This window comes from Roseateles saccharophilus, from assembly GCF_031458095.1.
Lineage (GTDB): Bacteria > Pseudomonadota > Gammaproteobacteria > Burkholderiales > Burkholderiaceae_C > Pelomonas > Pelomonas saccharophila_A.
Map to the genome: position 1 here is coordinate 1394302 of NZ_JAVDXU010000001.1, position 23194 is coordinate 1417495.

General features: G+C 68.4%; 27 protein-coding genes and 1 tRNA gene. 9 read left to right on the forward strand and 19 right to left on the reverse strand.

The annotated features are described in order from the left end of the window. The first annotated feature begins 5 nt into the window (after positions 1–5). The gene (locus J2X20_RS06430; protein WP_310262458.1) at positions 6–458 is read left to right on the forward strand and encodes a PA2169 family four-helix-bundle protein; all 453 of its coding nucleotides are present in this window, start codon (positions 6–8) and stop codon (positions 456–458) included. Between the two features lie 117 nt (positions 459–575). Here the strand turns inward: J2X20_RS06430 and J2X20_RS06435 are convergent, their stop codons facing one another. From J2X20_RS06435 to J2X20_RS06465, 7 genes are all read right to left on the reverse strand, one after another. Next, positions 576–1052, reverse strand: coding sequence for a hypothetical protein (locus J2X20_RS06435; protein ID WP_310262461.1), 477 nt, complete (start codon positions 1050–1052; stop codon positions 576–578). Between the two features lie 84 nt (positions 1053–1136). Further along, entirely contained in the window at positions 1137–1679 is a 543-nt protein-coding gene (locus J2X20_RS06440; protein WP_310262463.1) for a DUF421 domain-containing protein, read from the reverse strand. After that, positions 1679–2542, reverse strand: a complete 864-nt coding sequence (locus J2X20_RS06445) for a lipocalin family protein (protein ID WP_310262466.1) — start codon at positions 2540–2542, stop codon at positions 1679–1681. The genes J2X20_RS06440 and J2X20_RS06445 overlap by 1 nt, the downstream gene beginning before the upstream one ends. Next, on the reverse strand, positions 2523–2933 hold the full coding sequence (locus J2X20_RS06450; RefSeq protein ID WP_310262469.1) for a phage holin family protein: 411 nt from the start codon (positions 2931–2933) through the stop codon (positions 2523–2525). Before J2X20_RS06450 ends, J2X20_RS06445 begins: the two co-directional genes overlap by 20 nt. Positions 2934–2940: 7 nt before the next feature. Next, complete coding sequence (locus tag J2X20_RS06455) at positions 2941–3333, reverse strand: hypothetical protein (protein WP_310262474.1); 393 nt, start codon at positions 3331–3333, stop codon at positions 2941–2943. Between the two features lie 137 nt (positions 3334–3470). After that, positions 3471–4445, reverse strand: a complete 975-nt coding sequence (locus tag J2X20_RS06460; protein ID WP_310262476.1) for an SDR family oxidoreductase — start codon at positions 4443–4445, stop codon at positions 3471–3473. Continuing rightward, positions 4445–4951: a hypothetical protein gene (locus J2X20_RS06465; protein WP_310262477.1), complete on the reverse strand. Its 507-nt coding sequence runs from the start codon at positions 4949–4951 to the stop codon at positions 4445–4447. Before J2X20_RS06465 ends, J2X20_RS06460 begins: the two co-directional genes overlap by 1 nt. Before the next feature lie 103 nt (positions 4952–5054). Here J2X20_RS06465 and J2X20_RS06470 point away from each other — a divergent pair, with 103 nt between their 5' ends. Then, the gene (locus J2X20_RS06470) at positions 5055–5501 is read left to right on the forward strand and encodes a response regulator (RefSeq protein WP_310262479.1); all 447 of its coding nucleotides are present in this window, start codon (positions 5055–5057) and stop codon (positions 5499–5501) included. Positions 5502–5589: 88 nt separating this feature from the next. Next, the gene (locus tag J2X20_RS06475; RefSeq protein ID WP_310262482.1) at positions 5590–5850 is read left to right on the forward strand and encodes a hypothetical protein; all 261 of its coding nucleotides are present in this window, start codon (positions 5590–5592) and stop codon (positions 5848–5850) included. Positions 5851–5867: 17 nt separating this feature from the next. Here J2X20_RS06475 and J2X20_RS06480 read toward each other — a convergent pair whose 3' ends face one another. From J2X20_RS06480 to J2X20_RS06490, 3 genes are read right to left on the reverse strand one after another with little or no spacing between them, the layout of a single operon-like run. Further along, positions 5868–6992, reverse strand: coding sequence for a zinc-binding metallopeptidase family protein (locus J2X20_RS06480; RefSeq protein WP_310262485.1), 1125 nt, complete (start codon positions 6990–6992; stop codon positions 5868–5870). 18 nt (positions 6993–7010) lie between these two features. Next, positions 7011–8183, reverse strand: coding sequence for a glycosyltransferase family 4 protein (locus J2X20_RS06485; RefSeq protein WP_310262487.1), 1173 nt, complete (start codon positions 8181–8183; stop codon positions 7011–7013). 7 nt (positions 8184–8190) lie between these two features. Then, a complete protein-coding gene (locus J2X20_RS06490) occupies positions 8191–9285 on the reverse strand; it encodes a DNA topoisomerase IB (RefSeq protein ID WP_310262491.1) in 1095 nt (364 codons plus the stop codon). A 70-nt stretch (positions 9286–9355) separates the two neighbouring features. On the opposite strand from J2X20_RS06490, the gene J2X20_RS06495 reads away from it, so the two are divergent. Next, the gene (locus J2X20_RS06495; RefSeq protein ID WP_310262494.1) at positions 9356–10546 is read left to right on the forward strand and encodes a glycosyltransferase; all 1191 of its coding nucleotides are present in this window, start codon (positions 9356–9358) and stop codon (positions 10544–10546) included. 13 nt (positions 10547–10559) lie between these two features. Here J2X20_RS06495 and J2X20_RS06500 read toward each other — a convergent pair whose 3' ends face one another. The 3 genes from J2X20_RS06500 to J2X20_RS06510 form a co-directional block, all read right to left on the reverse strand. Then, positions 10560–11072, reverse strand: coding sequence for a hypothetical protein (locus tag J2X20_RS06500; protein WP_310262497.1), 513 nt, complete (start codon positions 11070–11072; stop codon positions 10560–10562). Continuing rightward, positions 11039–11242 carry a hypothetical protein gene (locus J2X20_RS06505; protein WP_310262499.1) on the reverse strand — a complete coding sequence of 68 codons (204 nt, stop codon included), beginning with the start codon at positions 11240–11242 and terminating at the stop codon, positions 11039–11041. Before J2X20_RS06505 ends, J2X20_RS06500 begins: the two co-directional genes overlap by 34 nt. 67 nt (positions 11243–11309) lie before the next feature. Then, a complete protein-coding gene (locus J2X20_RS06510; protein WP_310262501.1) occupies positions 11310–12785 on the reverse strand; it encodes a sigma-54-dependent transcriptional regulator in 1476 nt (491 codons plus the stop codon). 343 nt (positions 12786–13128) lie between these two features. On the opposite strand from J2X20_RS06510, the gene J2X20_RS06515 reads away from it, so the two are divergent. After that, complete coding sequence (locus J2X20_RS06515) at positions 13129–14553, forward strand: phospholipase D-like domain-containing protein (RefSeq protein ID WP_310262503.1); 1425 nt, start codon at positions 13129–13131, stop codon at positions 14551–14553. 58 nt (positions 14554–14611) lie between these two features. Then, on the forward strand, positions 14612–15115 hold the full coding sequence (locus tag J2X20_RS06520) for a hypothetical protein (protein WP_310262506.1): 504 nt from the start codon (positions 14612–14614) through the stop codon (positions 15113–15115). On the opposite strand, the gene J2X20_RS06525 is transcribed toward J2X20_RS06520, so the two are convergent. The 4 genes from J2X20_RS06525 to J2X20_RS06540 all read right to left on the reverse strand — a co-directional run bounded on the left by J2X20_RS06525 (position 15058) and on the right by J2X20_RS06540 (position 18699). After that, positions 15058–15744, reverse strand: a complete 687-nt coding sequence (locus J2X20_RS06525; RefSeq protein WP_310262509.1) for an N-acyl amino acid synthase FeeM domain-containing protein — start codon at positions 15742–15744, stop codon at positions 15058–15060. The two genes, J2X20_RS06520 and J2X20_RS06525, sit on opposite strands and share 58 nt — an antisense overlap. 162 nt (positions 15745–15906) lie before the next feature. After that, positions 15907–16587, reverse strand: a complete 681-nt coding sequence (locus J2X20_RS06530; RefSeq protein WP_310262512.1) for a hypothetical protein — start codon at positions 16585–16587, stop codon at positions 15907–15909. Positions 16588–16660: 73 nt separating this feature from the next. After that, positions 16661–17395 carry a SapC family protein gene (locus J2X20_RS06535; protein ID WP_310262514.1) on the reverse strand — a complete coding sequence of 245 codons (735 nt, stop codon included), beginning with the start codon at positions 17393–17395 and terminating at the stop codon, positions 16661–16663. After that, the gene (locus J2X20_RS06540) at positions 17392–18699 is read right to left on the reverse strand and encodes a hemolysin family protein (RefSeq protein WP_310262517.1); all 1308 of its coding nucleotides are present in this window, start codon (positions 18697–18699) and stop codon (positions 17392–17394) included. Before J2X20_RS06540 ends, J2X20_RS06535 begins: the two co-directional genes overlap by 4 nt. A 152-nt stretch (positions 18700–18851) precedes the next feature. Between J2X20_RS06540 and J2X20_RS06545 the strand changes: the two genes are divergently transcribed. Further along, on the forward strand, positions 18852–19676 hold the full coding sequence (locus J2X20_RS06545) for a symmetrical bis(5'-nucleosyl)-tetraphosphatase (protein ID WP_310262520.1): 825 nt from the start codon (positions 18852–18854) through the stop codon (positions 19674–19676). 159 nt (positions 19677–19835) lie between these two features. Beyond that, positions 19836–19925: transfer RNA gene (locus tag J2X20_RS06550), tRNA-Ser, on the forward strand. A gap of 183 nt (positions 19926–20108) precedes the next feature. Here the strand turns inward: J2X20_RS06550 and J2X20_RS06555 are convergent. Then, positions 20109–20324, reverse strand: a complete 216-nt coding sequence (locus J2X20_RS06555; protein ID WP_310262522.1) for a hypothetical protein — start codon at positions 20322–20324, stop codon at positions 20109–20111. Between the two features lie 84 nt (positions 20325–20408). Then, positions 20409–20789, reverse strand: coding sequence for a hypothetical protein (locus tag J2X20_RS06560; protein WP_310262524.1), 381 nt, complete (start codon positions 20787–20789; stop codon positions 20409–20411). A gap of 376 nt (positions 20790–21165) precedes the next feature. Between J2X20_RS06560 and J2X20_RS06565 the strand changes: the two genes are divergently transcribed. Beyond that, positions 21166–23070 (forward strand): DUF4365 domain-containing protein, encoded by a 1905-nt coding sequence (locus J2X20_RS06565; protein WP_310262527.1) that lies wholly within the window; start codon positions 21166–21168, stop codon positions 23068–23070. Positions 23071–23194: the final 124 nt, after the last annotated feature.

Genomic DNA, 23194 nt, shown 5'->3' on the forward strand with positions numbered 1-23194 from the left:
CTGCCATGAGCAACGACGACATCATCGACACCCTGAACGACCTCATCGAAACCTGCAAGGACGGCGAATACGGCTTCCACGCCTCCGCCGAATACCTGAAGGACGCGTCCATCAAGCAGAGCTTCGAGCGCCGCGCCGAGGAATGCCGCCAGGCCGCCGCCGAACTGCAGTCCCAGGTCGTGCGCCTGGGTGGCAAGGCTGAGGACAGTGGCACCGCCGCCGGCGCCATGCATCGCGGCTGGGTGGCCGTGAAGGGCACGCTGGCCGGCTATACCGACAAGGCCATCCTCGAGGAGACCGAGCGCGGCGAAGACAGCGCCATGAAGGCCTACCGCGAAGCCCTCGAGCAGGCGCTGCCGCCCGATGTGCGCCTGGTGGTGGAGCGCCAGTACGAAGGCGTGAAGCGCAACCACCTGCAGGTGCGTACCCTGCGCGACCAGGCCCGCGCCGCAGTCTAAGGAGCCGCTCGCCCAGTCCCACGCTGCTGTATGCGGGTGGGACGGGCCGATCTTCCGAGGGGACGGCCCGCCTAGGCAGCGGCCCGGCGCTCGGCCCGCAGGAAAGGAAACGCTGCCCTAGCTTCGGCCGGGGCGGTGGGAGGATTCGGCATCGGCATCGCCGGGCCGTTCCTCGCTGTCGGCCGACGTGGCCCGCGCGGTTCGCTTGCCGCGTGGGGCCGCATCGCCCCCCTCCACGTCCTCATCTTCTTCGTCCTCGCTGAGCGGCGCGTCGTCGACCGACTCGAGCAGGGCTTCCAGATCGTCGTCCTCGCCCGGCGTGAAGACGCGGTCCACGCCGATATCGGCACCATCGCGCACCCCCGTCTCGCCCTCGCTGGAGGGCAGCGATTCGCCCAGGGGCAGCGGGGCGGCCTGATCGTCGCGCAGGGCCACGTCCACGGGCAGGCCCGGGTCAGCGCCATCGTCGGCGCCCTCGAGGCCACTCACGTCGCTGCCACTGTCCGAACTGTCGCCGGGGCCGAGGCTGGCCTTGTCACGGCCGGCGGGCTCGGTCGCGGCGGGGTCGATGCCGAGCAGGCTGCTGCGTGCCATGGGAACCTCCGATTTCGTCAACGCGGGACGTCCCCGCCCACCATCAATGGCAAGCCATGTGCCGCCGCCACGTCGGGCGCCGGCTCAGACGGGCAAGGACTTCTGTTCGTCGGCGCCTTCGTCGTCATCAGCCGGCTTGGCCTCGCGGATGACGCTGATGCCGCCGTCGGGCTCCATGCGGGCGATCTTCACGTCGGCCAGCTTGTCGATGCCATGGGTGCGCAGGCTGGCCATCAGCTCGGGAACGGTGACGAACTCGCGGCGCATATTGCGCAGCAGCAGCCGACCATGGCGCACCAGCACGAGGGGCGGCGGCTCGACGAAGCGGCGCACGCGCTTGAAGCGAAAGCTCGCCCAGTCCATCAACCAGTTCCAGCCGACCAGCGTGGCCACCAGCACGAAGCCCTCGGCCAGCGTCTGGTAGCCGCCCGCCATCGCGTTCTGGGCCGCATCGGCAATCAACACCAGCAGCAGGATGTCGGGAATGCCGATGGAGCCGGTGTCCCGCCGCATGATGAAACGCAGCATCAGGAACAGCGCCCAGTACATCACGCTGCCCCTGAGGATCAGCTCAAGCGGCGAGACGTCGAAGCGCAGCAGCTCGCCAAGATCGGGCAGCAGGGGCATCACGGCGCCCCGAAAAAGCGCAGGCCGTCTACCCCGAAGCCGCGTTCGCGGGCGATCTGCACGAGGGCCTGGCGGCGCTCCTCGGCCAACGTGGGCCGGCGCGACAGCAGCCACAGGGACTCGCGATCGGCACTGCCGATCAGCGCCTCTTCATAGGCGTCGTCGACATGCAGTACGGCACGCTCGATCCAGGCCCAGGGCAGGAAGTGCAGCGTCTCGGGCCAGTGACTGAATCTCAGCCGTGCACCATGGCTGCCCGGCACCACCTGGACGCGCGCCTCACTGCCGTGCGTGCCATGGGCATCGATACGCCGCTGCAGCAATTCGAACTCGGCCTCGCCGCGCGCCAGCAGGCCCAGCTCGGGCGGCTGCAGCGGCTCGGCCTGCAGGGGCAGCGGCAGCTCGCCGACGAGGAACCAGCGGCCGGCCAGGCGGCTCAGGTCGACCTCGGCCATCGTCGGCAAGGAGCGGGCGCGACGGCGGCTGAGCAGTCCCTCGACCAGCGGCAGGCCGAGCGTCACGACGCTGCTCGCCGTGGCAGGACTGACGCGCTGGCGCCAGCGCGAAGGCAGCAGGGGCCAGGCCAGGCCCAGCACACGCAGCCACGGAATGTCCAGCAAGGCGCCCGCCAGGATGGGTGATGGGGGAGTCGCAGCGGGGCGCCGGCGCAGCGCCAGCAAGGCCGCAACGCCGAGCACGATGCTGCCCGCCGGCAACAGCAGCCTTCTGGGCTGCAGGCTCTGGCGCAACCGGCCGGCGAGATCCTGGGCTCCCGCCCGCAGCCGCGCTTCGCGGGCCACCAACCGCTGCTCGACATGCAGGATGCGGGCCTCGATGTCGCGCTCAGGCGACGGCGCGGTCATTGGCGGCCTCCTGGGGTTGCGGATCGGGCGCGAGCATCAGATGCCGCTGCGTCAGGGGCAGCGCCAGCCTGGGCAGCAGCCGGCGCACGCGCCGCACCGCCAGCAATATGGCCAGGCCATTGACGCCGATGGCCACCAGCAGGGCGGCCTCCCACGGCAGGCCGGCCCGCACCATCAGGCGGATGGCGCCAGCCCACAGCACCAGCCAGGCCGTCACGCCGAGGATGGCCACGGCCACCATCAACGCGACGATCTGAGCCAGGGCGCGGGCTGCGCGCTGCAGTTCCAGCGACAGCAGCTCGACCCGGTCGCTGACCAGGCCGGGCAGCTCACGCCACAGCGACTGCAGTTGCGCCAGCAGTGGCTTGTCGTCTTGCGGCGCGTCGGCCAAGGCGGCCTCAGCGCGCGAGACGCGAGACGAGCACGCCGACGGCCAGTGCCGTCGCCAGCGCCGCCAGCGGATGTTCGCGCACCGTGCTGCGCAGGCTCTCGACCCATTCGTCGCCGGCCTCGCGCGCCTCGGTGGCGCGCTGCGTCAGCGTTTCGCCGGCGGCCTGCACGCCGTCCTGCAGGCGTTGCACGGCGGGTCCGGCCGTCTCGGCCATGCGGTCGATGGCGCTGTGGGCGCCCTGCACGACGCGGTTCAGCACGTCGTGGCCGACGGCTGCGCCCTTGTCGACGGCGTCACCTGCCTTGGATGCGGTGTCGTTGATGGCGGCGACGGCCGGCGCGGGCGTGGCCGGAGATGCCGAGGAGGTGGGAAAGGGCGTGTCGACTGTGGTGGTGGGCATGGTGGTCCTTGGGTTGAAAACAGGAGGAAAGGTCAGCGGCGCCTTCGATGCGACGCAGCGCCGCTGTGCAACAGGCAAACGGCACGCCGTCCGCCAGCGGGCCGTTTCGGCAGGACTTGCCGCAGCGCTTGCCGGCTTCAGATCGCACCTACGCTGCCCGTGACGGGCAGCACGATGCCGGTGATGTAGCCGGCGCAGACCGGCGACGCCAGAAAGACATAGGCCGGCGACAGCTCCTCGGGCTGGGCCGCGCGCTTCATGTCGGTCTGCTTGCCGAACTCGGCCACCTTGCCGGCCGGCGCATCGGCCGGATTCAGCGGCGTCCAGACCGGCCCCGGCGCGACCGCATTGACGCGGATGCCGCGCTCGAGCAGGTTGCTGGCCAGGGACTTGGTCAGCGCATGGATGGCACCCTTGGTCGCCGAGTAGTCGATCAGATGCGGGCTGCCGCGCAGGCCGGTTGTCGAGCCCGTGTTGATGATGGAAGCGCCCGCCTTCATGTGCGGCAGCGCCGCGCGGGCCATCCGCAGATAGCCGCCGATATTGGTGTCCAGCGTCTCCATCATGCGTTCGTCGTCGATGTCCTCCAGCGAAGCGGCGTGCTCCTGGAAGGCGGCGTTGTTGACGAGCACGTCGATCCTGCCGAAGCGCTCGATGACCTGGTCGACGGCGTCCTCGCACCAGGCGCTGTCCTTCACATCGCCCTGGATCAGCAGGCATTGCCGGCCTTCGGCCTCGATGCAGCGCCGGGTTTCCCTGGCGTCCTCCACGGAGGAATGAAAGGCCACCGCCACGTCGGCGCCCTCGCGGGCGAACAGCACGGCCACGGCGCGGCCGATGCCCGAGTCGGCTCCGGTGATCAGCGCGACGAAGTCCTGCAGCTTGCCGCTGCCCTTGTAGTCCGGCGCCAGGAAGCGCGGCGCCAGTTCGAGCTCGGCCTCGCGACCCGGTTTCTGCACATGCTGGGCCGGCAGCGACTCGGGCTGCTCGCGGGCGCCGGCCTGCACCGCGCCTGGCTGCTGCTTCTCGCCCTTGGGCTGGCGGGCATCGGCCGCATCCTGGCGCTTCTGGATGCGGCGCTGGGTCTCGAGGGTGGAGTCGGTGGAGGTCATCACAGGCCTTTCTTCAGCGTCGCTGCCTCGGTTTCCTTGCCGGACGGCGTCTGCGCATCCAGGCCGCGGTCGGGGGATTCGGCCACCTGGCTGATGTCGCCAGGGCGCTCGATGAGCTCCTCGATGATGAAGTGGCCATAGTGCTGGGCGCGCTCGGCGCCGCAGCCCTCCGCCGCCCGGGCCACGCGCGTGGCCTGATCGTCATTGCCGACATGGACGACCAGCCAGTGATAGCCCCGGGCGGCCAGGGCCCGATGCGCGAGCACGAGGTTCATCTCCTGGCCCACGGCGGCGATCGGGCTGGCGTGGGCGATGTCCTCGTCGATCTGGCTGAGCATCTCGCGGTCGCTGTAGTGGCGCACGGCATCGTCGGGCAGGCCGAGGTCGGCCAGGGCCTGGCGGGCATGCAGAGCCTGGCTGGCCTCGGGGAAGGAGATGACGACGTGGCCGACCGGCTTGAAGACGCCGAAGCTGCGCGGCGCGCCGTTGGAGGTGGTGCTGGACATGGCGGAGCCTTGGTTGGGTCTATGCCCGGTCCATGGCAATGGCGGTGCCTGCGAACGGGCACGCGGATTGCCGCTCACGCGGCCCATGATGCCCGGAGGATCCATGCCCAATCCAGCCCGCCGACCCGTTCTCTATGTCGAGGACCACCCGGTCAACGCGTTGCTGATGGCCGCCATCCTGGAGAGACGTCCCGAGCTGGAACTCGTCGTCGCCACCACCGGCGAGGAAGCCTTGTGCATGGCGGCCGGCCTGCATCCGGCCCTGTTGCTGCTCGACCTGGGCCTGCCCGATTGCCACGGCAGCCGCCTGCTCGGCCTGCTGCGCGCCCTGCCCGGCTGCGAGTCGGTGCCGGCCGTGGCGGTGACGGCCGACGTCAATTTCTCCGTGGAGGACTGGGGCTTTTGCGAGCTTTGGCCCAAGCCGTTGAACGTCGACGAGGTGCTGACGCGCCTGGATGAGCTGACCGGCACCCATCCTGCGCCGGCGCCCCAGCTGCCTGAGTTGCGCACGCGGCCGGCGCCGTCCGTGCTGGCGCCGCACTGGCGTTGAACGACGCCGCGGGCATTGCCATTGCCCGTCACCCAGACCCCGCCTGCATCACGGCGGCGGTTTTGGATCACTCTTGAAGGAGATTGGCATGAGCAAGACTTTCACCCGACTCGCGGGCGCGGCCGCGGTCTGTGCGGCGGTAGCCGGCGGCATGGCCTATGCGCAGAATTCCGACCCCAACAGTCCCGCCGCGAGCACACCGGCCAACACCCAGCCCACCGATCAGCGCTTCAACACCGGCACCAACAACAGTACGCCCGCCAGCAGCGCGATGCCGGACAGCAACAGCAGCTCGTCGGGCAGGTGGAACGCCGACGGCACGCCGGCCCCGCGCACCGACCGCCACTGAGGACGCGTCACCCGGGCTCAGGCCCGGGCCGCTGCGACGATGCGATGCACCAGATGGAGCTTGCGCACGGCCGGCGCCGACAGCACGAAGGGATAGAAATCGGCCACGCCCATGCTGCGTGACAGCTCGTTGAGCACGCCCGTCAATTCCATCCAGCTGTTGATGAGCTGCAGGAAACCCTCGTCGGCCACCAGTTCGGCGTCGAAGCGCTCATAGCTCAGCTCCACGCGCTCGCCGTCCAGGCCGAAGCTGCGCGCCGTGTCCAGCGTGTCGACGAGATGCAGGTAGTGGGCCCAGGTCTCGGCCCAGTCCTCCCAGGGGTGGGCGCTGGCATAGGCACTGACGAAGCGCTGCCCCCAGTCGGCAGGTGCGCCGTCGGCATAGTGGCGCTGCAGCGCCTGGGCATAGTCCTCGCGCTCGTCGCCGAACAGCTCGCGCCAAGGCTGCAGCCAGGCCGAGGGTTCGACCAGGCACTGCCAGTAGTAGTGACCAGTCTCGTGGCGCAGATGGCCGAGCAGGGTCCGGTAGGGCTCGCCCAGCTCATGGCGGCGAGCCTCACGGCGGGCATCGTCGGCCTCTGAAACGTCCAGTGTGATGACGCCATCCGCATGGCCGGTGACGACGGGGGGCCCGTCGGGGGCGCTGAGCAACAGATCGAAGGCCAGGCCCTGCTCGGCGTCCTCGGCCTTGGAGACGACCGGCAGCTTCAGCCCGATCAGCGATGACACCAGGCGGCGCTTGGCCTGTTCGATGCGGCACCACCACAGGCCGGCGCCGGGCTGGGCCAGGTCGGGTACGGTGCGCGTCAGGCGGCAGCAGCGGCACAGCGTGAAGCCGGCCAGCACCTCGGCCGAGTCGAGCAGCCAGTTGCAGGCGGCGGCGCTGTCAAGGTTGGCGCAGCGGGCATAGCGCGGCGCCCGCCGCACCGGCACGCCGGCCTCGCGCCAACTGCCGCGGCCCGAACGCGAGGGCGCGGCCTCCAGGGCCAGCAATTGACCACGCAGGGCGGCATAACCCAGAGGTCGGTGGCAAGCCAGGCATTCGCTGTTGCGGAAGAACACCGGCCGGCCACAGGCGCAGCTGAAAGCGCGCGCCGTCGTCGGCGCGGGCAGGGCGCGCGGCGTGGCGGCGACAGGCAGCATCAGCGCGGGCGGCCGGCGTCAGGCCAGGGCGGCATAGCCCGGCACCGCCTGCGAAGCCGCGGCCAGTTGCACCAGCATCTGCTCGAAGCGGCGCTGCACGCTGCCCCAGTCGGCCCGGACTGCGGCCAGCCGCGCCTCCAGGCGCAGCAGGCCATCGGGCGCCGATGCATCGAGGGCACGGGTCGCGGCGTCAAGGAAGGCGTCGGCCGCATCCAGCCCCTCGCAGGGCTCCGCCAGGCAGCCGCTGACGTCGTCGCGCACATGTTGGGCGGCGGCACCGCTGTCGAAGGCCGCCACGGCCAGGCCGCTGGCCAGGGCCTCCAGCGTCACATTGCCGAAGGTCTCGGTCTGGCTGGGGAAGAGGAAGACATCGGCGCTGGCGTAGTGGCGGGCCAGCGCGATGCCGGTCTGCATGCCGACAAAGCGCGCCGTGGGGTGGGCCTGCTCCAGCCTTGCGCGCAGCGGCCCGTCGCCGACGACCACCATGCGCAGCCCCGGGCGGCGCGCGCTCAGGCGCTCGAAAGTCTGCAGGGCCAGCCCCGGGTTCTTCTCGGGCGCGAGGCGGCCGACATAGAGCATGACGCGATGGTCGGCGCCGATGCGCCAGTCGCGGCGCAGGCGTTGATCGCGGCGCTCGGGTGAGAACAGCCCGGCATCGACGCCTCGGCCCAGCACCTGCAGACGATCGAAGCCATGGCCGGCGAGCTCGCGCTGCAGTTCGACGGTGGGGACGAAGTTGAGGTCGGCCATGCCATGCAGGCGCTTCAGATAGCCCAGCACGACGGACGCCATCCAGCCCAGGCCGTAGTGGCCGCAATAGGCATGGAAATTGGTGCGGAAGTCGGCGCTGCAGACGATGCCGTCGCCACGCGCGGCACGCAGCGCGGTCCAGCCCAGCGGCCCGGGCGTCGCCACATGCACCAACTCGGGCGGCCCGCCGAACTCGCGCCACAGCTCGCGCAGGGCCGCCGGCGTGGCCCAGCCGTAGCGCAGCCCGGGATACATCGGAACGGGACCGCCGGCGCAGCGCCATTCCTGCGCGTCGCGGCGCGGTGGTTCGTCCGGCTGGCGGGGGCGGATCAGCTGGACGTCATGGCCGGCCTCGCGCAGATGCCGCAGCGCGCGTTCGGCGGTCAGCGACACCCCGTTGATCTCGGGCGGAAAGGTCTCGGTGACATAGGCGATACGCACGGCGGGTTCACTCCAGCGGGTTGCAGCCCCGCTCAACAGGCAAGCGGGATGCCTGCGCCGCTCTGGTGCGCAGCAGTGCCAGCAATTGGCGCTCCGCGGCATTCAGGCCGGCGCGGGTCGCCGGCGCCGTCCAGCGCTGCTGGCGCAGGGCGCGGCGGGCCGCCTCGTCGCCCAGGGATTCGCCCAGGGCCAGCACGCGCGGGTGGATGTAAGCCTTGCGGCAAACCGCGGGCGTGTTGCCCAGGCGGCGGGCCACGGCAGCCAGCACCTGCTGGGGCCGGCAGGGCTCGGCACCGTCGGCGCAGGCCTGCAGCGTCAGTTGCAGGGCCAGCACGCTGCCATGCCAGGTGCGGAAGTCCTTGGCCGTCACGCGCAGCCCCGCGGCCTGCGCCAGCCAGGCATTCACGTCGGCGGAATCCAGCGCATGGCTCTCCCCTTGCTCGTCGACATAACGGAACAGCTCCTGGCCGGGCAGCTCGCGGCAACGGCGCACGATGCGGGCGACGCGGCGGTCGTTGATGCTGACCGAATGGCGCACACCGCTCTTGCCGACGAAGGACAGCTGGATGGCGTCGCCCTTGACCCCGGCATGGCGATTGCGCAGCGTGGACAGGCCGAAGGAGCCGTTCTCGCGCGCATAGGCGCTGTTGCCGATGCGCAGCCAGGTGGTGTCCAGCAGGCGCACCAGCGTCGCCAGCACGCGTTCGCGGGTGGGCTCGCCCGGCCCGGCCAGGGCGCGCTGCACGCGCCGGCGCAGCCGCGGCAGCACGGCACCGAAGCGCAGCAGGCCGTCGAACTTGGTCTGGCCGCGGCCGGCCATCCAGTCGGCGTGATAGCGGTATTGCTTGCGCCCGCGCGCATCCCGGCCGGTGGCCTGCAGATGGCCGTTCGCATGCGGGCTGATCCAGACCTGCTGCCAGGCCGGCGGGATGGCCAGCTTGCGGATGCGGGCCAGCGTGGCGGCGTCGCGAATCAGGCGCCCGCGCGCATCGCGGTAGCGAAAGCCATCACCGGCCGGCTCGCGGGCAATGCCGGGGCCGGCGTCGCTGAGCCAGCGCAGGCCGACGCTGCGCGCCTCATGGACCTCGGAGGAGTTGGGCATGCGAGGCCCAGGCAGGCGGCATGCCAGGCATGGCAATTGCCCCGCACGGGAAATGCATGTGAACCCCCTCATGCCCGAACAGCAGCACCCGGAAGCGACCCCTGGTGTGGGCCATCATCTGCTGGACGTGTCGATGTTCTGGGCCCCCACCGGCGGCGTGCGGCGGGTGCTGATGGCCAAGCATGACCGGCTGCGCAGCCTGGGCTGGCGCCACACCGTCATGGCGCCTGGCGCCCAGGGACCGGGCCTGCTGGACTGCGGCGGCCTGCCGCTGCCGTACAGCGGCGGCTACCGCCTGGTGCTGGGCCGGGGCCGTGCCCTGCGGCAGATGGAATTCGTCGCCCCCGACCTCATCGAATCGGCCGACCCCTATGTGCTGGCCTGGGCCGCGCTGGCCGCGGCCGAGCGACTCCAGGTGCCGGCGGTGGCCTTCTGCCACAGCGACCTGCCCGAGCTGGCGGCGCGCCTGGGTCGTGGCGCTCAGCGCTGGGCCCGACGCTATCTGGTCAACCTGTATCGCCATTTCGACCTCGTCATGGCGCCCAGCCGCAGCATGGCCCAGCGCCTGCAGGCCTGGGGCGTGCCGCGCGTGACGCTGCAGCCGCTGGGCGTGGACTGCTCGATCTTCACGCCCTGCGCCCAGGACCCCGCCTGGCGGCAGCGCTTCTGCCTCGACCATGGCCTGGCCGCGGACACGCGGCTGCTGATCTACACCGGCCGCTTCGCGCCGGAGAAGAAGCTGCAGCTGCTCGCCGATGCCGTCGCCCTGCTGGGCCGCGGCCATGCGCTGCTGGCCGTTGGCGCCGGGCCGGCAGCGCCGGTAGGCGAGCAGGTGCTGGTGCTGCCGCCCGAGCAGGACGGCCAGCAGCTGGCGCGCATGGTGGCCAGCTGCGATGCCTATGTGCATGCCGGCGACCAGGAGACCTTCGGCCTGGGTGTACTCGAGGCCATGGCCTGCGGCACGCCGGTCGTCGTCGCCGGCGCTGGCGGCCTGGCGGAGCTGGCGCAGGACGCGGGCCTGCTGGTGGACCGTCCACGCGCCGGTTCCTGGGCCGAGGCGCTGGAAGCCAGCCTCGGCGGCAACAACGCCGCCTGGCGCCGCACCGCCCTGGCCCGCGCCCAGGGCCAGGACTGGCCACGCGTGCTGACGCAGATGACGCGCCGCTACGCCGCCCTGCTCGGCGGCCACTCAACCGCAGCGGCACCCAGCCGAGAGCGCGTGCTGGCGCCGCTGGCCAGCCGGCTGGCTCGCCAGCGTTGATGGACGCGCACGCCTAGCCGACCGCGTACAGGTTCTCGACACCGCCGCTGTCCGCCCGCCATTGCAGCAGCGCCGCTTCGGTGCTGCGCTCCAGCTCTTCCCACGGCAGCGACGTCGCATCGACCTCGGCCAGCAATTCGTCCAGGCTGACGAAGTGCAACTGGACCAGGCCTTCGAGCAGGGCCATGAGGGCGCGTTGCTGGGTATCGGCGGCGCGACCGCCCAAGGCCACCAGGTCGCGCAACGCCACCACCGATTCCATCGCCCGGTCCAGGGCCGGCCAGGGCTGGGGCCGGGAAGCGGCCAGCGCGGGGTGCAGCAATTCCTGCTGCAGCTGGCACAGCAACTCGATGCCCGAGCTCAGCCGCAGCAGCCCGGCACCGGGCCGGTAGCGGGCGCCATGGCGGCAGCTGTCGAACTCCTCGTTCAGGGCACGCTGGAAATCGGCCAGCTGAGTCAGCAGCGGCAGCCTGGCCACCAAGGCCTGCGCCGTCAGCGGGAATTGCGCGAGCTCAGCAGATGCCATAGCGCAAATGCCAGGGTTCCCACCGCCGCGGCGGCGATGGCCGCCCGCACGGGTTCATTGCGCACATAGCCCAGGGTGCGGTCGGAAGCGTGGGCAACGCGCGAGCTCACATCCCGCAGCATCGGCGTCACCGCATCGGCGGCTTGGTGCATCAGATCGGAGTGACCCATGGCCTGTCCTTCATGGAGATGTCGGGACAGGATGCACGGCAATCGGCGCGCCCGGCGGCGCGCAGCGTCAGTCCTGCTGCGTGGTGTTGCAGTCCGGCGGCTGGGCGCCCTCGGCCGCGTATTCCTTCAACCGGTTGTAAAGCGTCTTCAGGCTGATGCCCAAGGCCGCGGCCGTGCGCTCCTTGTGGTGGTTGAAGTGGCGCAGCGTGGCCAGCATCAGGGCGCGCTCGGCCTGGGCCACGCTGGAGCCAATGGGCAGGGTGATGAAGGGCACGTCGGCATCGGCGCCACGCACCTCGGCCGGGCGCGGGGCCGGTGCACTGGCGGGCGGTGCGGCCGGCGCCTCCTGCGGCCCCAGGGCGCCCCAGGCTGAAGCCCCCGCAGCCTCCTCGCCGCCGGGCAGCCAGGTCTCGTCGATCAGCTCGCCCTGGGCCATCACATAGGCGCGCTGCACGACGTTGCGCAGTTCGCGCACATTGCCAGGCCAGGCATAGCCGACCAGGGCTGCCACGGCAGCCGGCGTGAAGCGGCGCACCACGCCTTCCTGTTCGCTGATGGCGGCCAGGAAGTGGTTGGCCAACAACGGGATGTCGGTGACGCGGTCGCGCAGCGGCGGCAGCGCGATGGGGAAGATGTTGAGCCGGTAGAGCAGGTCTTCACGCAGCTTGCCCGAGGCCACGGCCTGGTAGGGCAGGCGGTTGGTGGCCGCCACGATGCGCACATCGGTCTCCAGCGCCGTCGTGCTGCCCACGCGCATGAAGCGCCCGGTCTCCAGCACCCGCAGCAGCTTGACCTGCAGCTCCAGCGGCATCTCGGTGATCTCGTCCAGGAACAGGGTGCCGCCGCTGGCGCGCTCGAAGAAGCCCTGGTGCTGGCGCTCAGCGCCCGTGAAGCTGCCCTTCTCGTGGCCGAAGATCTCGCTCTCGATCAGGTTGGGGCTGATGGCGCCGCAGTTGACGGCCAGGAAGGGCTGCTTGCGGCGGCGGCTGAGGTCGTGCACGGTCTGGGCGACGACCTCCTTGCCGGTGCCGGATTCGCCGGTGATGAAGACCGACACGCTGGTGCCCGCCACGCGCGAGATCTGCTCGTAGATGCGCTTCATCGGCAGGCTACGGCCCCAGAGATGGCCGAAATGGCCGGATTCGTCCAAGGTAGCGGCCAGGTCCTCGACCTCGGCCTGCAGGGTCGCCGGCTTCATGATGCGCGACAGCACGCCCTGCAACTGCTTCAGGTTGACGGGCTTGACGAGGTAGTCGGCCGCGCCCAGGCGCAGGGCCTGCAGCGAGGTTTCCAGGCTGGCGTGGCCGGTGCACAGCACCACCTCGGAATTGGCGACCAGCTTGGGGTCGGCCAGCAGGTCCATGCCGTTGCCATCGGGCAGGCGCAGGTCGAGCAGCAGGATGTCGGGCTGCTGCAGCGAAATCTGCCGGCGGGCGTCCCGCATGTTGTGGGCAACCGCCACGGTGAACTGCTCGCCCGCAATCAGCTCGCGCAGCGAGGCGGCCGAATCGTGGTCGTCGTCCACTACCAGGGCATGCGGCATCGTTTCCTTCCAACGTGGTTACGGGCGCCGAGGGGCTTCGGCACCGATCATTCTTCAACACATTCGACAGCGCCGGGAGAAATCCCGGTCGTCCGCGGGCATGCCAACTGCCGGCCCGCGAGCAGGCACCGTAGCGTTATGCATTGCTATGGGCAAGCCCTCGTTACAAAACGTTGGCCGGGTCTGAGGCAGGGCCGGCGCGGCTTTGGCAGGCTTGCTGCAAGTTCTACCGGTGACCTGCCCGCCTTCTTCCCGTTTCGCCGCGCAATCGAGCGGGCCTTCGCGCGGCGCGGGCACGTCGCTTGCCGTGATTGCTCAACATTGGTGCATTCATAAGGGCCTCATGAAGCAATCTGGCGGCTGGCGCCTCGGCGGCTGGGCTCGGGCCCTCGCAGCGGCAATCGCCTTGGCGGGTGCGGTGGCCTGCGGCACGCTGCCGGAACAGAACCGGCAGGTGAAGACGCTGCCACCCCAGCAGGCCGCCAATCACATCACCCTGCAGGGCCGCAACGGCCCGGTGTCCGAGGCCACCGAGGCCCGGGACCTGGCCCGCGTGCGGGACGAAGGCAATGGCGCCTTGTTCGAACGCCATCTCGGCGTGCTGGCGGCCCAGGGCGATGCACAGCTGCTGCGCGGCAACACGGCCAAGTTGCTGGTCGACGGACCGGCCACCTTCGCCGCGATGAAGGCCGCGATCTCCGCCGCGCGCCAGCGCCTGCTGGTGGAGTTCTACATCGTCGAGGACGAGGGCGTCGCGGCCGAAGTGGGCGAATTGCTGCTGCGCAAGGCCGCCGAGGGCGTCCAGGTGGCGCTGATGTACGACAGCCTCGGTTCGGTGGGCACCGACGGCGCCTTCTTCGAGCGCCTGCGCCAGGGCGGCATCGCGGTCTGTGCCTTCAACCCGCTGAACCCGCTGGAGCGGCCGGGCCACTGGGGCGTGCTGGAGCGCAATCACCGCAAGATGCTGGCCGCTGACAGCGATGTGGCCTTCACGGGCGGCATCAACCTCAGCAATGTCTACGCCGAGGGCTCCTTCGGCAGCGCGCGCCGTCAGCGCCCACCAGAGGATGCCGACAAGCGCGGCTGGCGTGACACCCAGATCGAACTGCGCGGACCCGTCGTGTCGGCCCTGGCCGCCGTCTTCAGCGCATCCTGGGCCCAGCAGGGTTGCAAGGGCCAGTTGGCCGCGGCGCCGACGCCCCGCGTGCCCCTGCCCGGCCAGCGCGTCGTCAAGCTGGTGGCGGGCGACCCCGCAGCCGGCATCAACCCCAGCTACACGGCCCTGCTGCATGCCATCGACGCGTCCGAGCGCAGCGTGCAGCTGACGATGGCCTATTTCGCGCCCGGCCCGGAGCTGATCCAGGCCCTTTGCGATGCGGCGCGCCGCGGTGTGGCCGTCTCCCTCGTGCTGCCGGGGCGCAGCGATGTGTCCCTGGTGCTGCACGCCGCGCGCTCACGCTACGCCCAGCTGATGGAGGCCGGCGTGCAGATCCACGAGATGTCGGGATCCGTCATGCATGCCAAGACGGCCGTCGTTGATGGCGTCTATTCCAGTGTCGGTTCGAGCAATCTGGACTGGCGCAGCATCGTCGGCAACCACGAGATCGACGTCATCGTACTGGGCGACGACTTCGGCCAGCAGATGCAGGCCCTGTTCGCCCGCGACCTGACGGTGTCGCAGCGCATCGACCCCGCCCAATGGGCCCGACGCGGCCTGGGCCAGCGCCTGCTGCAGGGATTTGCCCGGCTGGTAGAGCCGTTGCTGTGAGGCTGGCACCCCGTTTGCCCTGGATTGGCGGGTTTATTCAGCAACTCGGAGTCTTGAGATGACGATTGACACCATGGCCACCTCCACCATGGCCAGCACCGCCAACATGGCTGCTGCCGGACGCCTCTTGAACGACATGCGCCTGGAGCAGGCTCGCCGGCCCGGCGGCAGCAGCACAGGGCGGCTGATGCGGCGCAGCCGCACGCGCACCGCCGGCATCCGCTTTGAATGGGTGACGCGCACGACCGGACCGGTGCTGCGCGTCGTGGCCACCTGGACCGACCGCCACGGCCAGCCCCATCACACCTCGTTCTCGGTGCAGTGCAATGGCCTGGAAGGCGCGCTGGACCGCGCCATTGCGGCGCGCTGCTCCTGCGGCGCGCCGCTACCGGATCGCGAGGATCTGCTGCAGCGGCTGCGTCAGGAATTTGCCACGGCACCGTTGGCCGCAGACCTGCTCGCCGGCATGGCGCCGGGACGGACGCTGCTGACGGCCCAGACCGCTCAGGGCAGCTTGGCCAGCATGGCCGCCTCGGTGGCCTCGTCCCAGGCCAACGGGTAGAGGCAGCGGGCCTGAGTCAACAGCTCAGGCCGTCCGCCCCAGAGCGCGATCTGCTCGCGCACCGTCGCGAAATCGATGCTCATCAGCACGGCCGGCGCATTCACGCGCGGGTTGTGCCGGGCCGTCGTGTAGGGCAGCAGGCCCAGATAGCGGCGATAGAAGGCGACGTGGCGCGGGTTGACCTCGATGACGAGGCGCTCGCAGCGCGCGCGGCGGTGGGCGTGCAGATAGCCGAGGTGAAAGACCTGGGCCAGCACGCGCTTGGCGTTGTGGGAGTGGCGGTCCACGGCCAGGCTGCCGAATTCACAGAGCTTGACGCCGGCCGAGCGCCACTCGGCCAGTTCGGCTTCGAACAGCGCGTCCGCGTGCAGGCCGCCCACGCCGTCAAAGCGCACCGACAGCGTACCGACGATCTGCTCGCCATTGCGGGCGGTGCAAACGATGTCACCGTCCACGTCGCGGCTGCTGTAGCGCTCCTTCGTCATCGCAAGGCCGCGATCCCCGTAGCGACGCTCGACGAGGTCGTAGGCGTCCCCTTCGAGTGCACCGAAATCGCTGTCCAGCTCCAGCGGCGGGCCGCCGAGGGGGTTCAGCGGCGTGCGGCGGCTTTCTTCAAAGGTAGGGATCATCTACAGCATCCTTGGCGCCCAACGCGCCGAGCGGCGGAGTCTAGGGATTGAAAGGCCAAATTTCGTTGAAGCTCACAGACCGATACATCTAAATGGGTGGGATTTCGGGGTTTACCCCGTCACCCGGAAATGCGACAGGGGCAGCCAAGGCGGCCAAACGGCTCATTCCGGCGGCAGGCGCGGGTCCTCGTGGCCATAGGCCTGGGGCAGCAGATGCGGCAGGCGATGGCGCCAGTGGGCCAGCAGGCGCTCGGCCTCGGCCTCGTCCGGCAAGGTCGGTTGCGCAGGGGCTTCGCCCGGGCCGATGCGCTGCAGGGCCTGCTCCAGCGCTGCCACCGACCGGCAGGCATCGATGAGCAGGCCCGGACCCGGACCCGGGCCCGGCCGGCCGGCCTGCGGCAAGGCCAGGCCGAGGTTGCGCGCCAGGATGGCAGCGACTGCCTTGTCGCCGCCAAGCGGCAGCTGCAGTCCCGCGGCCGCACGGCGCAAGGGCTCGATGCCGCCCAGCAGCAGGCCCAGCCCCAGGGCCAGCCAGGCGCGCGGCAGGCGCGACGGATCGCGGGCATCGGCCAGGGCCAGCAAGGCCTGGGCCGTCGCCAAGGCCTGCGCCTCGAGCAGACGCAGGGCGCGCCGCGTCTGCATCAGCAGGGCCACATCCAGCAGCTCCTGGCTGAGCGGGTCAGGCAGGTGGCGGGCCGCCTCGACCTCGCGTGCCGAGGCCCAGGACTGCAGGCCGGCCTCGGCGCGGGCCAGGGCCACGGCGGCCTGCACCTCGAGCAGGGCCTGCCCGACAGCAGGCGGCTCGAACAGCGCGGCGCAACCGGGCTCGGCGGCAAGCTTCATCGACCCAGCATAGCCAAGCGGCCAAGAAAAAGGCCACGCTGAGCGTGGCCTCGGGGCGCTGGCCGCCGCGGGATCAGGCCGCGTACTTGCCCACCAGGCGGTTCATGTTGGTCAGCGACAGGCGGTGCATCTCGATCATGGCGATGAGGCCATTGCGATGCAGTTGCAGCACCTTGTCGTCGGCCAGCTCGGCGTACTTCTTTTCGTCCAGGGCCATGAAGCCCTCGACGTCGATCTTTTCCTCATTGGGCAGGGTTGCCTCGAAGCGCATGTCCTGCAGCAGGTCCAGCTCGACGAGCAGGTTGCAGATCAGGCGGGTGCGCTCGGCTTCCTGCTCGAAGTTCTCCAGGAAGGCCTTGGCATTCATCAGGAACTCCGTGGGCTGGCCGTCCTTGAACAGCGCCTCGCCGGTCGTCTCGTTGAAGGCCGGCCACTTGGTGTCGTAGCAGACCGCCATGCTGTCGGCCTTGTCGTCCAGACGGGCCATGGCGAAGGGGTAGCGGCGCACATAGGCCGGCACATAGTTGCCGGTCCACTTGCCGTCCTCGATGAAGAGGTTGGAGCCGGGGCGCAGGCCCAGCACCGCCAGCGGCGCGACGGGCGTCTTGCCGTCCGGGCCGGGCTGGCCGGCGCGCACGAAGACGATGGGGTGCTCCTTGCAGGCGTCGGCAAATTCGACCGCGGCCAGGAAGACCGAGTTCTGGTCGGCCACGCGGGCCACGACGGACTGGTCGGTGTCCAGCTTCAGGTTCTTGTGGACATCACGATCCAGCGGCGCCAGCTCGCCGTACATCGGGGGGTTGCTCATGTTTCTCTCTCTCTCGTTTCCTCGGCCAGACGACTGACCAGCACTTTGTCCACACGCTTGCCATCGAGGTCCACGACCTCGAATCTCCACGCGTCCCACTCCACGACATCGGTCGTGCGCGGCAAGCGCCCCAGCAGCAGCATGATCATGCCGGCCAGGGTGTTGTAGCGCCCACGGTCCTCTTCGGGCAGTTCCTTCAGCTCCAGGCGGTCTTTCAGCTCGGGCACGGGGATGAGGCCGTCGATCAGCCAGCTCCCGTCCTCGCGCTGCACCGCCCAGGCGTCGCCATCGCTCGGGGCATTGAACTCCCCGGCAATGGCCTCCAGCACGTCGCGCACGGCAATCACGCCCTGCACCTCGCCGTACTCATCGACGACGAAGACCAGGGGCGCGTCCGAGACGCGGAAATGTTCCAGCAGCTCCATGCCAGACAGCGTCTCGGGCACGAACAGCGGCGACTCCAGGCCCGACGTCAGGTCCAGCGGCTGCCCTTCCAGCATGTCGGCCAGCAGGGCCGGCGCATTGGCGACGCCCAGCACCTCGCTCAGGCCACCACGGCAGACTGGATAGCGGCTGAAGCCGTGCTCGCGCAGCACCGCAAGCACCTCGGCGGGCGTCGCGTCGGCATCCAGCCAGGCGATCTCGGCGCGCGGAATCATCATCGAGCCGATCTGGCGCTCGTCCAGGCGGAACACATTGCGCACCATCTGGTGCTCATGCTCCTCGATGACGCCGGCATCCAGGCCCTCTTCCAGGCTGGCCGCGATCTCTTCTTCCGTCACGCCGCGCTGGCCCTTGTTGCGCAGGCCCATGAGGCCCAGCGTCGCCTCGGTCAGGAAGCTCAGCGACTTCACCAGCGGCCGCGCGGCGAAGGAGAGGAAGTTCATCGCCGGTGCGACGAGGCGGGCCACCGTCTCGGGATAGATCTGACCGACGCGCTTGGGCACCAGCTCGCCGAAAACGATGGTCAGCAGCGTGATGATGACGACGACCAGGGCCGTGGCGGCAATGTCGGTGGCGTGAGGATTGAGGTGGAAGGTCTCGGTCAGCCAGCGCGACAGCGGGCCCGAGAAGGCCGCGTCGCCGACGATGCCGTTCAGCACGCCGATGCCGGTGATGCCGATCTGCACCGTGGACAGGAATTTGGTGGGGTTGTCGTGCAGGTCCATCGCGGCCTGCGCCCCGCCCTCGCCGCTCTCCACCATCACCTGCAGCCGCGCCTTGCGGCTGGCGGTCAGGGCCATCTCCGACATCGCGAACAGGCCGTTGAGAAGGATCAGAAAGAGAACGAGAGCGGTATCCATCGAGGGCGCCAGGGTCGGGAAAATTACGGGGAAACCCGAAGTGGCGCGGGAGCAAAAACGAAGCCCGGGAGACTATCAGAAGGGCGTGACGCGGCCCACCGTGCGATCCCTCGCTTCGGGGCCCACCGGGCGCTGCCCGGACAATCCGGCGCATGAACTACCTGATCGGCGACCTCCAGGGCTGCTGCGATGCGCTGGAGCGGCTGCTGCAACGCCTGGACTTCTCCCCCTCGCGCGACCGCCTCTGGCTGCTGGGCGACCTCGTCAACCGCGGCCCGTCCTCGCTGACGACACTGCGCCGGCTGAGCAGCCTTGGCGAGGCCGCCACCTGCCTGCTCGGCAACCACGACCTGCACCTGCTCGCCGCCCACCACGGCGTGCGCCGGCCGCACCGTGGAGACACCCTGGACGACATCCTGGGCGCCCCCGACCGTGCGGCGCTGATGGACTGGCTGCGCCGGCAGCGCATGGCCGTCTTCGAGGCCGGCTGGCTGATGGTGCATGCCGGCGTCGTGCCGCAATGGAGCCGCGACGACACCCTGGCCCTGGCCGGCGAGGTCGAGGCCGTGCTGCGCAGCCCCGCACTGCCCGACTTCCTGCAGGCCATGTATGGCAACGAGCCGGCGCGCTGGGACCCCATGCTGACCGGCACGGCCCGCCTTCGCTTCACCGTCAATGCGTTGACGCGCTTGCGCTTTTGCAGCGCCGACGGTGAGATGGACTTCAAGACCAAGGACAGCGCCGGCGCCGCACCCGAGGGCTTCATCCCCTGGTTCGACGTACCGGGGCGCCAGACGGCCGACACGCCGATCGCTTTCGGCCACTGGTCGACACTGGGCCTGCTGGACCGCCCGACGCTGCTGGGACTGGATACCGGCTGCGTCTGGGGCGGCCAGCTGACGGCGGCACGCGTGGACGGCACGGCGCGCGAGATCATCCAGGTGCAGTGCGAGCAGGCGCAGAAGCCGGGCGCGTGAGCTGGGCACCGTAGAATGCGCGTCCCGCTGGAAGCGTGGGAGAGTGGTTCAAGCCAGCGGGCTTGCTCAATCGACGCCATGGGCGGCGATTGCGCCGAAGCTCATGTCGCTTGCGACGTGAGCGCAGGCAAAACCGCATTGCTGCGATTTCCGGGGTACGGAGGCTTGGGGGAGCGGTTTAACCCAACGGTCTTGAAAACCGTCGGCCGGTCAAACGGCCCGTGAGTTCGAATCTCACAGCCTCCGCCAGTCCTGGAAGCAATAGCGCAGTGCTTGCGACTTAAGGCATTCCATTGCGCCGATCGCAGGTCTTAGGTTTATTTCGGCGGCGCAGTTCTAAGGTTAAAACGGTCCCACGGGGCCGTTTCTCGTTGCCAAGCAGCGGTTCGGCAGCGCCAGACGTGTGGACACGCCACCGCTCGCCTCAAGCAGTCAGTCGCGAGACAGGAGCAGGTGGTGCTCAACGGCCTGCCGATCAAGCCCCAACATCATGCGCACCAACCGATCCGGCACTGCCTGGTTGGGCGCTGCTTCCAGCGCATGACGCATTGAGCTCGTATTCGCCACCATCTCAATTCGGTGGTCGGCGCGCAGGTAGACCCAATGGGGGAACTTCGCGTCAATGGCCGCAAACAGCTTGTCGGCCATCACGGAAAACTCGGGCGCGGCGGCAATCTGATCCTTATCTGATTCGCGTCGATCGCAGACAGCTTGGGCGAGTGTTTGCAGGCCCTAGTAAATGACGTTCACCGCAGCTCTGCAGAATTCGACCAAATTGAGTTCTGCCTTCCACCGTTTCTTTCCTAAATGACCATACAGATGAACGAATGGGTTGAGCGCACCTCGTTGCCCCCCGATGTCAGGAGTTCCATCGAAGTGAACGGTGGTAGCGTGAATGATCTTGTTGCACGCTTCGCGCAGTTCCAGTGGCACTGTGACGGCTGGCACGGTCATGTCGGGACATAGGACGCCAGTGCCCTGGAAATCGGCATGCAGCCAGTGCCCGTGATCCCACATGTCACTGTCTGCCTTGACACGAAAATAGGTAGCGACGCGGATTAGCAGGCGAGATATCTCTGACGTCTGCCATCCTAGGCCGAACCATCGGCTCATCGGACTTCCGTCATGATTCGCAGCAATCGCTGGACTCGCAAGCGCACACGCGAGCAGACGGTAAATCTCCGCCATGTACTCAGACGGATCAATTTGATGCGTAGCTTCGTACTTCTCCGGCGGGACTAGCTCTGCCATGACTTACCTGCCCATGTCGATTCGGCTCAATTGTCAGGTTCTTAGATCCATTGCCTACCATGAGCCATGACGGACGCGGAGCAAGTTGCCTTCCAGCCTCCGTCGACGAACGTCTGCTGGGTCGCGGAGTCAACGCCGGATACGCTGGCGGCTCTCACCCACCAAGACGCTGGAGTCGCCAGAACACGCCCCCCTAGCAGGCATGCCGCCTTGAGTTCAAGCACACAAGAATCCTTCCATGACGACGCAACGGGTAAGAAATCACGAGCTTGAGGACCTGTCCCTTGCCGCTCTGCGCCTGGCGTTGCCAGACAAATGGGTGATCCATGAATTCCGGCGCGACTACGGAATAGACGTTCAGCTTGAACTGTTCGACAAGGACGGCATGGCGCTGGGCCTGCGAGCGTACGGGCAACTCAAAGCTACTGACAACCTTGAGGACGCGGACGAGCTGTCGTTGGACCGTGACCATTTTGAGTATTGGTCCTCGCACTCTGACCCCGTATTGCTGCTCCGCTTCTTCAGCACGAATCAAAGCTTCAAATGGTGCTGGCTGCACGACGTGGCTTGGTCGATAAAGCCAGGCGCGGGAAGCCTTTCGGTTGCACGCTTCCTACGGCACTGGAACCGCGAGACGTCAGCCGCGGATGTAGCAACCTTCCTGAAAGAACGAGGTCAGGTGCTTGCTTCAAGGCTTCTCCCTCCGTTCACCGTCTCCATCCAAAGCCGGACTCTTCCGCCTGATGCCGTGATGGCGATCGCTCAGCGCGCGGCGGACCCGGTAGATCGGAAAACCTTCCGCGTCCTTTCAGGTGATCAACCAGACGCAGCTTTCAAGGTCTTCATCGAGCGAGCGTCAATTGCTACAACGCATCTTGGCGCGGCAGGAATCGTCGTCAATCTTGACGGCCAAGAGGACGACTTACCGTCCTTGGTGTGGCTCCTGATCTTTCTGACCGCATGCAGGTATGACCGCGTTCTAGTTGCGCGGCCACTGGCGCAGCGGCACTTTGAGGTACTGAAACGAGCCGCGAATGGATCGCTAGTGGCGTTGTTGGCCGAGGCAGCGACCTTCGCGCTTGGCCTCAAACACGCCGCGGCCTTGCTGAAGCCGTTTGAGGCCTCGGACAGAGACTCGCAAGAGATGTGGGCACCATTGACCTACATGGGCTTATTTAGTGCCGCCACTCGCTTTGGCGAGCACGCGGCATGGACCGAGCTGCTCGCGGAAGCGTATCAAGTCGTTGGGAACGACGAACGAGCGTCAATCGCCTACAGCAGCGGAAACGCGTTTTGCTCAGTGGGGAGTTGGGATGAAGCTGTAGCGATGTTTCAAGCTGCAGCGCGTAGTGACCCCAGCTACCTCGAGCGCCCGTACTTCCTGTGCGAGTTGGCTGGCGCGCTGTTCGAGAGCGGTCGGTACCTAGAGGCCGTGAAGCACTATCGCCTGGCCCTCGAAGTGCAGGAGGTGCCCCGAACAAGATATTTCCTTGGAGACGCCTTGTTCTGCCAAGGAGAGTTCGCGGCGGCAAGGGCCGAGTTGCTGGGCGCGATTGCCGGTGGGTTGGATTCCGAATCCGAGGCGCACGCGATGCTCATCGCGGAAATGAGCGCCGAGATGTGCGACAACTGGAGCTTGCCAGCAGTCATCCAAACAGTTCCCTATGACGGGGGCACCGAGGCCCTAGAAGCGTTTGGAGGCCAGACGGGCCAAGACTTTATGGACAGTCTCAAGAGGATGCTGGCCACGTACGGCTCCGATGGCTTCTTCAACTTCAATGCGGCTCACATGTGCCGTTTGGCTGGGAGGGCGGATTTGGCTTCGTATAGATACTTTCACTGTGCGCATAGACAGCGCAACGATGCAGAAGCATGGGCGTTGGGGATCGCCTCTTCGATAGAAGCAGGCGACGCCGAGCTGACCGCTCTTGGGATCTTCGTGGGCTACTTCTATTGCGGCGAACGCCTAACCAGCGAGTACCTGAGAGTCGTCCGCCCAGTGGGCATGGAAGCCGACTCCTATCGACTCTGGCAGCAAGACGTGATCGACATGTTTCGAAGCGCGCGGCAAAAAGAGGATCAACCGGCCACAGTCAGGCTCAACGGCAAGGGGAATCAACAGCCTACCGAGGTTGAGCTGTGACCTGCGCTAGCCCATGTTTTGCTTCGCGACAGAACGCCACTTCATCAAAAGTGCTGACGTGCTGTCCTTGACACCGCGATACAGAAGGAGCTCTACCAGTTGCCCGTATGAGCATGATGCCCAG

What these genes read in the sequence shown, in the direction of transcription:
- J2X20_RS06430 (WP_310262458.1), top strand. Translation starts at nt 6, where the DNA reads ATGAGCAACGACGACATCATCGACACCCTGAACGACCTCATCGAAACC.
- J2X20_RS06435 (WP_310262461.1), bottom strand. Translation starts at nt 1,052, where the DNA reads ATGGCACGCAGCAGCCTGCTCGGCATCGACCCCGCCGCGACCGAGCCC.
- J2X20_RS06440 (WP_310262463.1), bottom strand. Translation starts at nt 1,679, where the DNA reads ATGCCCCTGCTGCCCGATCTTGGCGAGCTGCTGCGCTTCGACGTCTCG.
- J2X20_RS06445 (WP_310262466.1), bottom strand. Translation starts at nt 2,542, where the DNA reads ATGACCGCGCCGTCGCCTGAGCGCGACATCGAGGCCCGCATCCTGCAT.
- J2X20_RS06455 (WP_310262474.1), bottom strand. Translation starts at nt 3,333, where the DNA reads ATGCCCACCACCACAGTCGACACGCCCTTTCCCACCTCCTCGGCATCT.
- J2X20_RS06460 (WP_310262476.1), bottom strand. Translation starts at nt 4,445, where the DNA reads ATGACCTCCACCGACTCCACCCTCGAGACCCAGCGCCGCATCCAGAAG.
- J2X20_RS06465 (WP_310262477.1), bottom strand. Translation starts at nt 4,951, where the DNA reads ATGTCCAGCACCACCTCCAACGGCGCGCCGCGCAGCTTCGGCGTCTTC.
- J2X20_RS06470 (WP_310262479.1), top strand. Translation starts at nt 5,055, where the DNA reads ATGCCCAATCCAGCCCGCCGACCCGTTCTCTATGTCGAGGACCACCCG.
- J2X20_RS06475 (WP_310262482.1), top strand. Translation starts at nt 5,590, where the DNA reads ATGAGCAAGACTTTCACCCGACTCGCGGGCGCGGCCGCGGTCTGTGCG.
- J2X20_RS06480 (WP_310262485.1), bottom strand. Translation starts at nt 6,992, where the DNA reads ATGCTGCCTGTCGCCGCCACGCCGCGCGCCCTGCCCGCGCCGACGACG.
- J2X20_RS06490 (WP_310262491.1), bottom strand. Translation starts at nt 9,285, where the DNA reads ATGCCCAACTCCTCCGAGGTCCATGAGGCGCGCAGCGTCGGCCTGCGC.
- J2X20_RS06495 (WP_310262494.1), top strand. Translation starts at nt 9,356, where the DNA reads ATGCCCGAACAGCAGCACCCGGAAGCGACCCCTGGTGTGGGCCATCAT.
- J2X20_RS06500 (WP_310262497.1), bottom strand. Translation starts at nt 11,072, where the DNA reads ATGGCATCTGCTGAGCTCGCGCAATTCCCGCTGACGGCGCAGGCCTTG.
- J2X20_RS06505 (WP_310262499.1), bottom strand. Translation starts at nt 11,242, where the DNA reads ATGGGTCACTCCGATCTGATGCACCAAGCCGCCGATGCGGTGACGCCG.
- J2X20_RS06510 (WP_310262501.1), bottom strand. Translation starts at nt 12,785, where the DNA reads ATGCCGCATGCCCTGGTAGTGGACGACGACCACGATTCGGCCGCCTCG.
- J2X20_RS06515 (WP_310262503.1), top strand. Translation starts at nt 13,129, where the DNA reads ATGAAGCAATCTGGCGGCTGGCGCCTCGGCGGCTGGGCTCGGGCCCTC.
- J2X20_RS06520 (WP_310262506.1), top strand. Translation starts at nt 14,612, where the DNA reads ATGACGATTGACACCATGGCCACCTCCACCATGGCCAGCACCGCCAAC.
- J2X20_RS06525 (WP_310262509.1), bottom strand. Translation starts at nt 15,744, where the DNA reads ATGATCCCTACCTTTGAAGAAAGCCGCCGCACGCCGCTGAACCCCCTC.
- J2X20_RS06530 (WP_310262512.1), bottom strand. Translation starts at nt 16,587, where the DNA reads ATGAAGCTTGCCGCCGAGCCCGGTTGCGCCGCGCTGTTCGAGCCGCCT.
- J2X20_RS06535 (WP_310262514.1), bottom strand. Translation starts at nt 17,395, where the DNA reads ATGAGCAACCCCCCGATGTACGGCGAGCTGGCGCCGCTGGATCGTGAT.
- J2X20_RS06540 (WP_310262517.1), bottom strand. Translation starts at nt 18,699, where the DNA reads ATGGATACCGCTCTCGTTCTCTTTCTGATCCTTCTCAACGGCCTGTTC.
- J2X20_RS06545 (WP_310262520.1), top strand. Translation starts at nt 18,852, where the DNA reads ATGAACTACCTGATCGGCGACCTCCAGGGCTGCTGCGATGCGCTGGAG.
- J2X20_RS06555 (WP_310262522.1), bottom strand. Translation starts at nt 20,324, where the DNA reads ATGGCCGACAAGCTGTTTGCGGCCATTGACGCGAAGTTCCCCCATTGG.
- J2X20_RS06560 (WP_310262524.1), bottom strand. Translation starts at nt 20,789, where the DNA reads ATGAGCCGATGGTTCGGCCTAGGATGGCAGACGTCAGAGATATCTCGC.
- J2X20_RS06565 (WP_310262527.1), top strand. Translation starts at nt 21,166, where the DNA reads ATGACGACGCAACGGGTAAGAAATCACGAGCTTGAGGACCTGTCCCTT.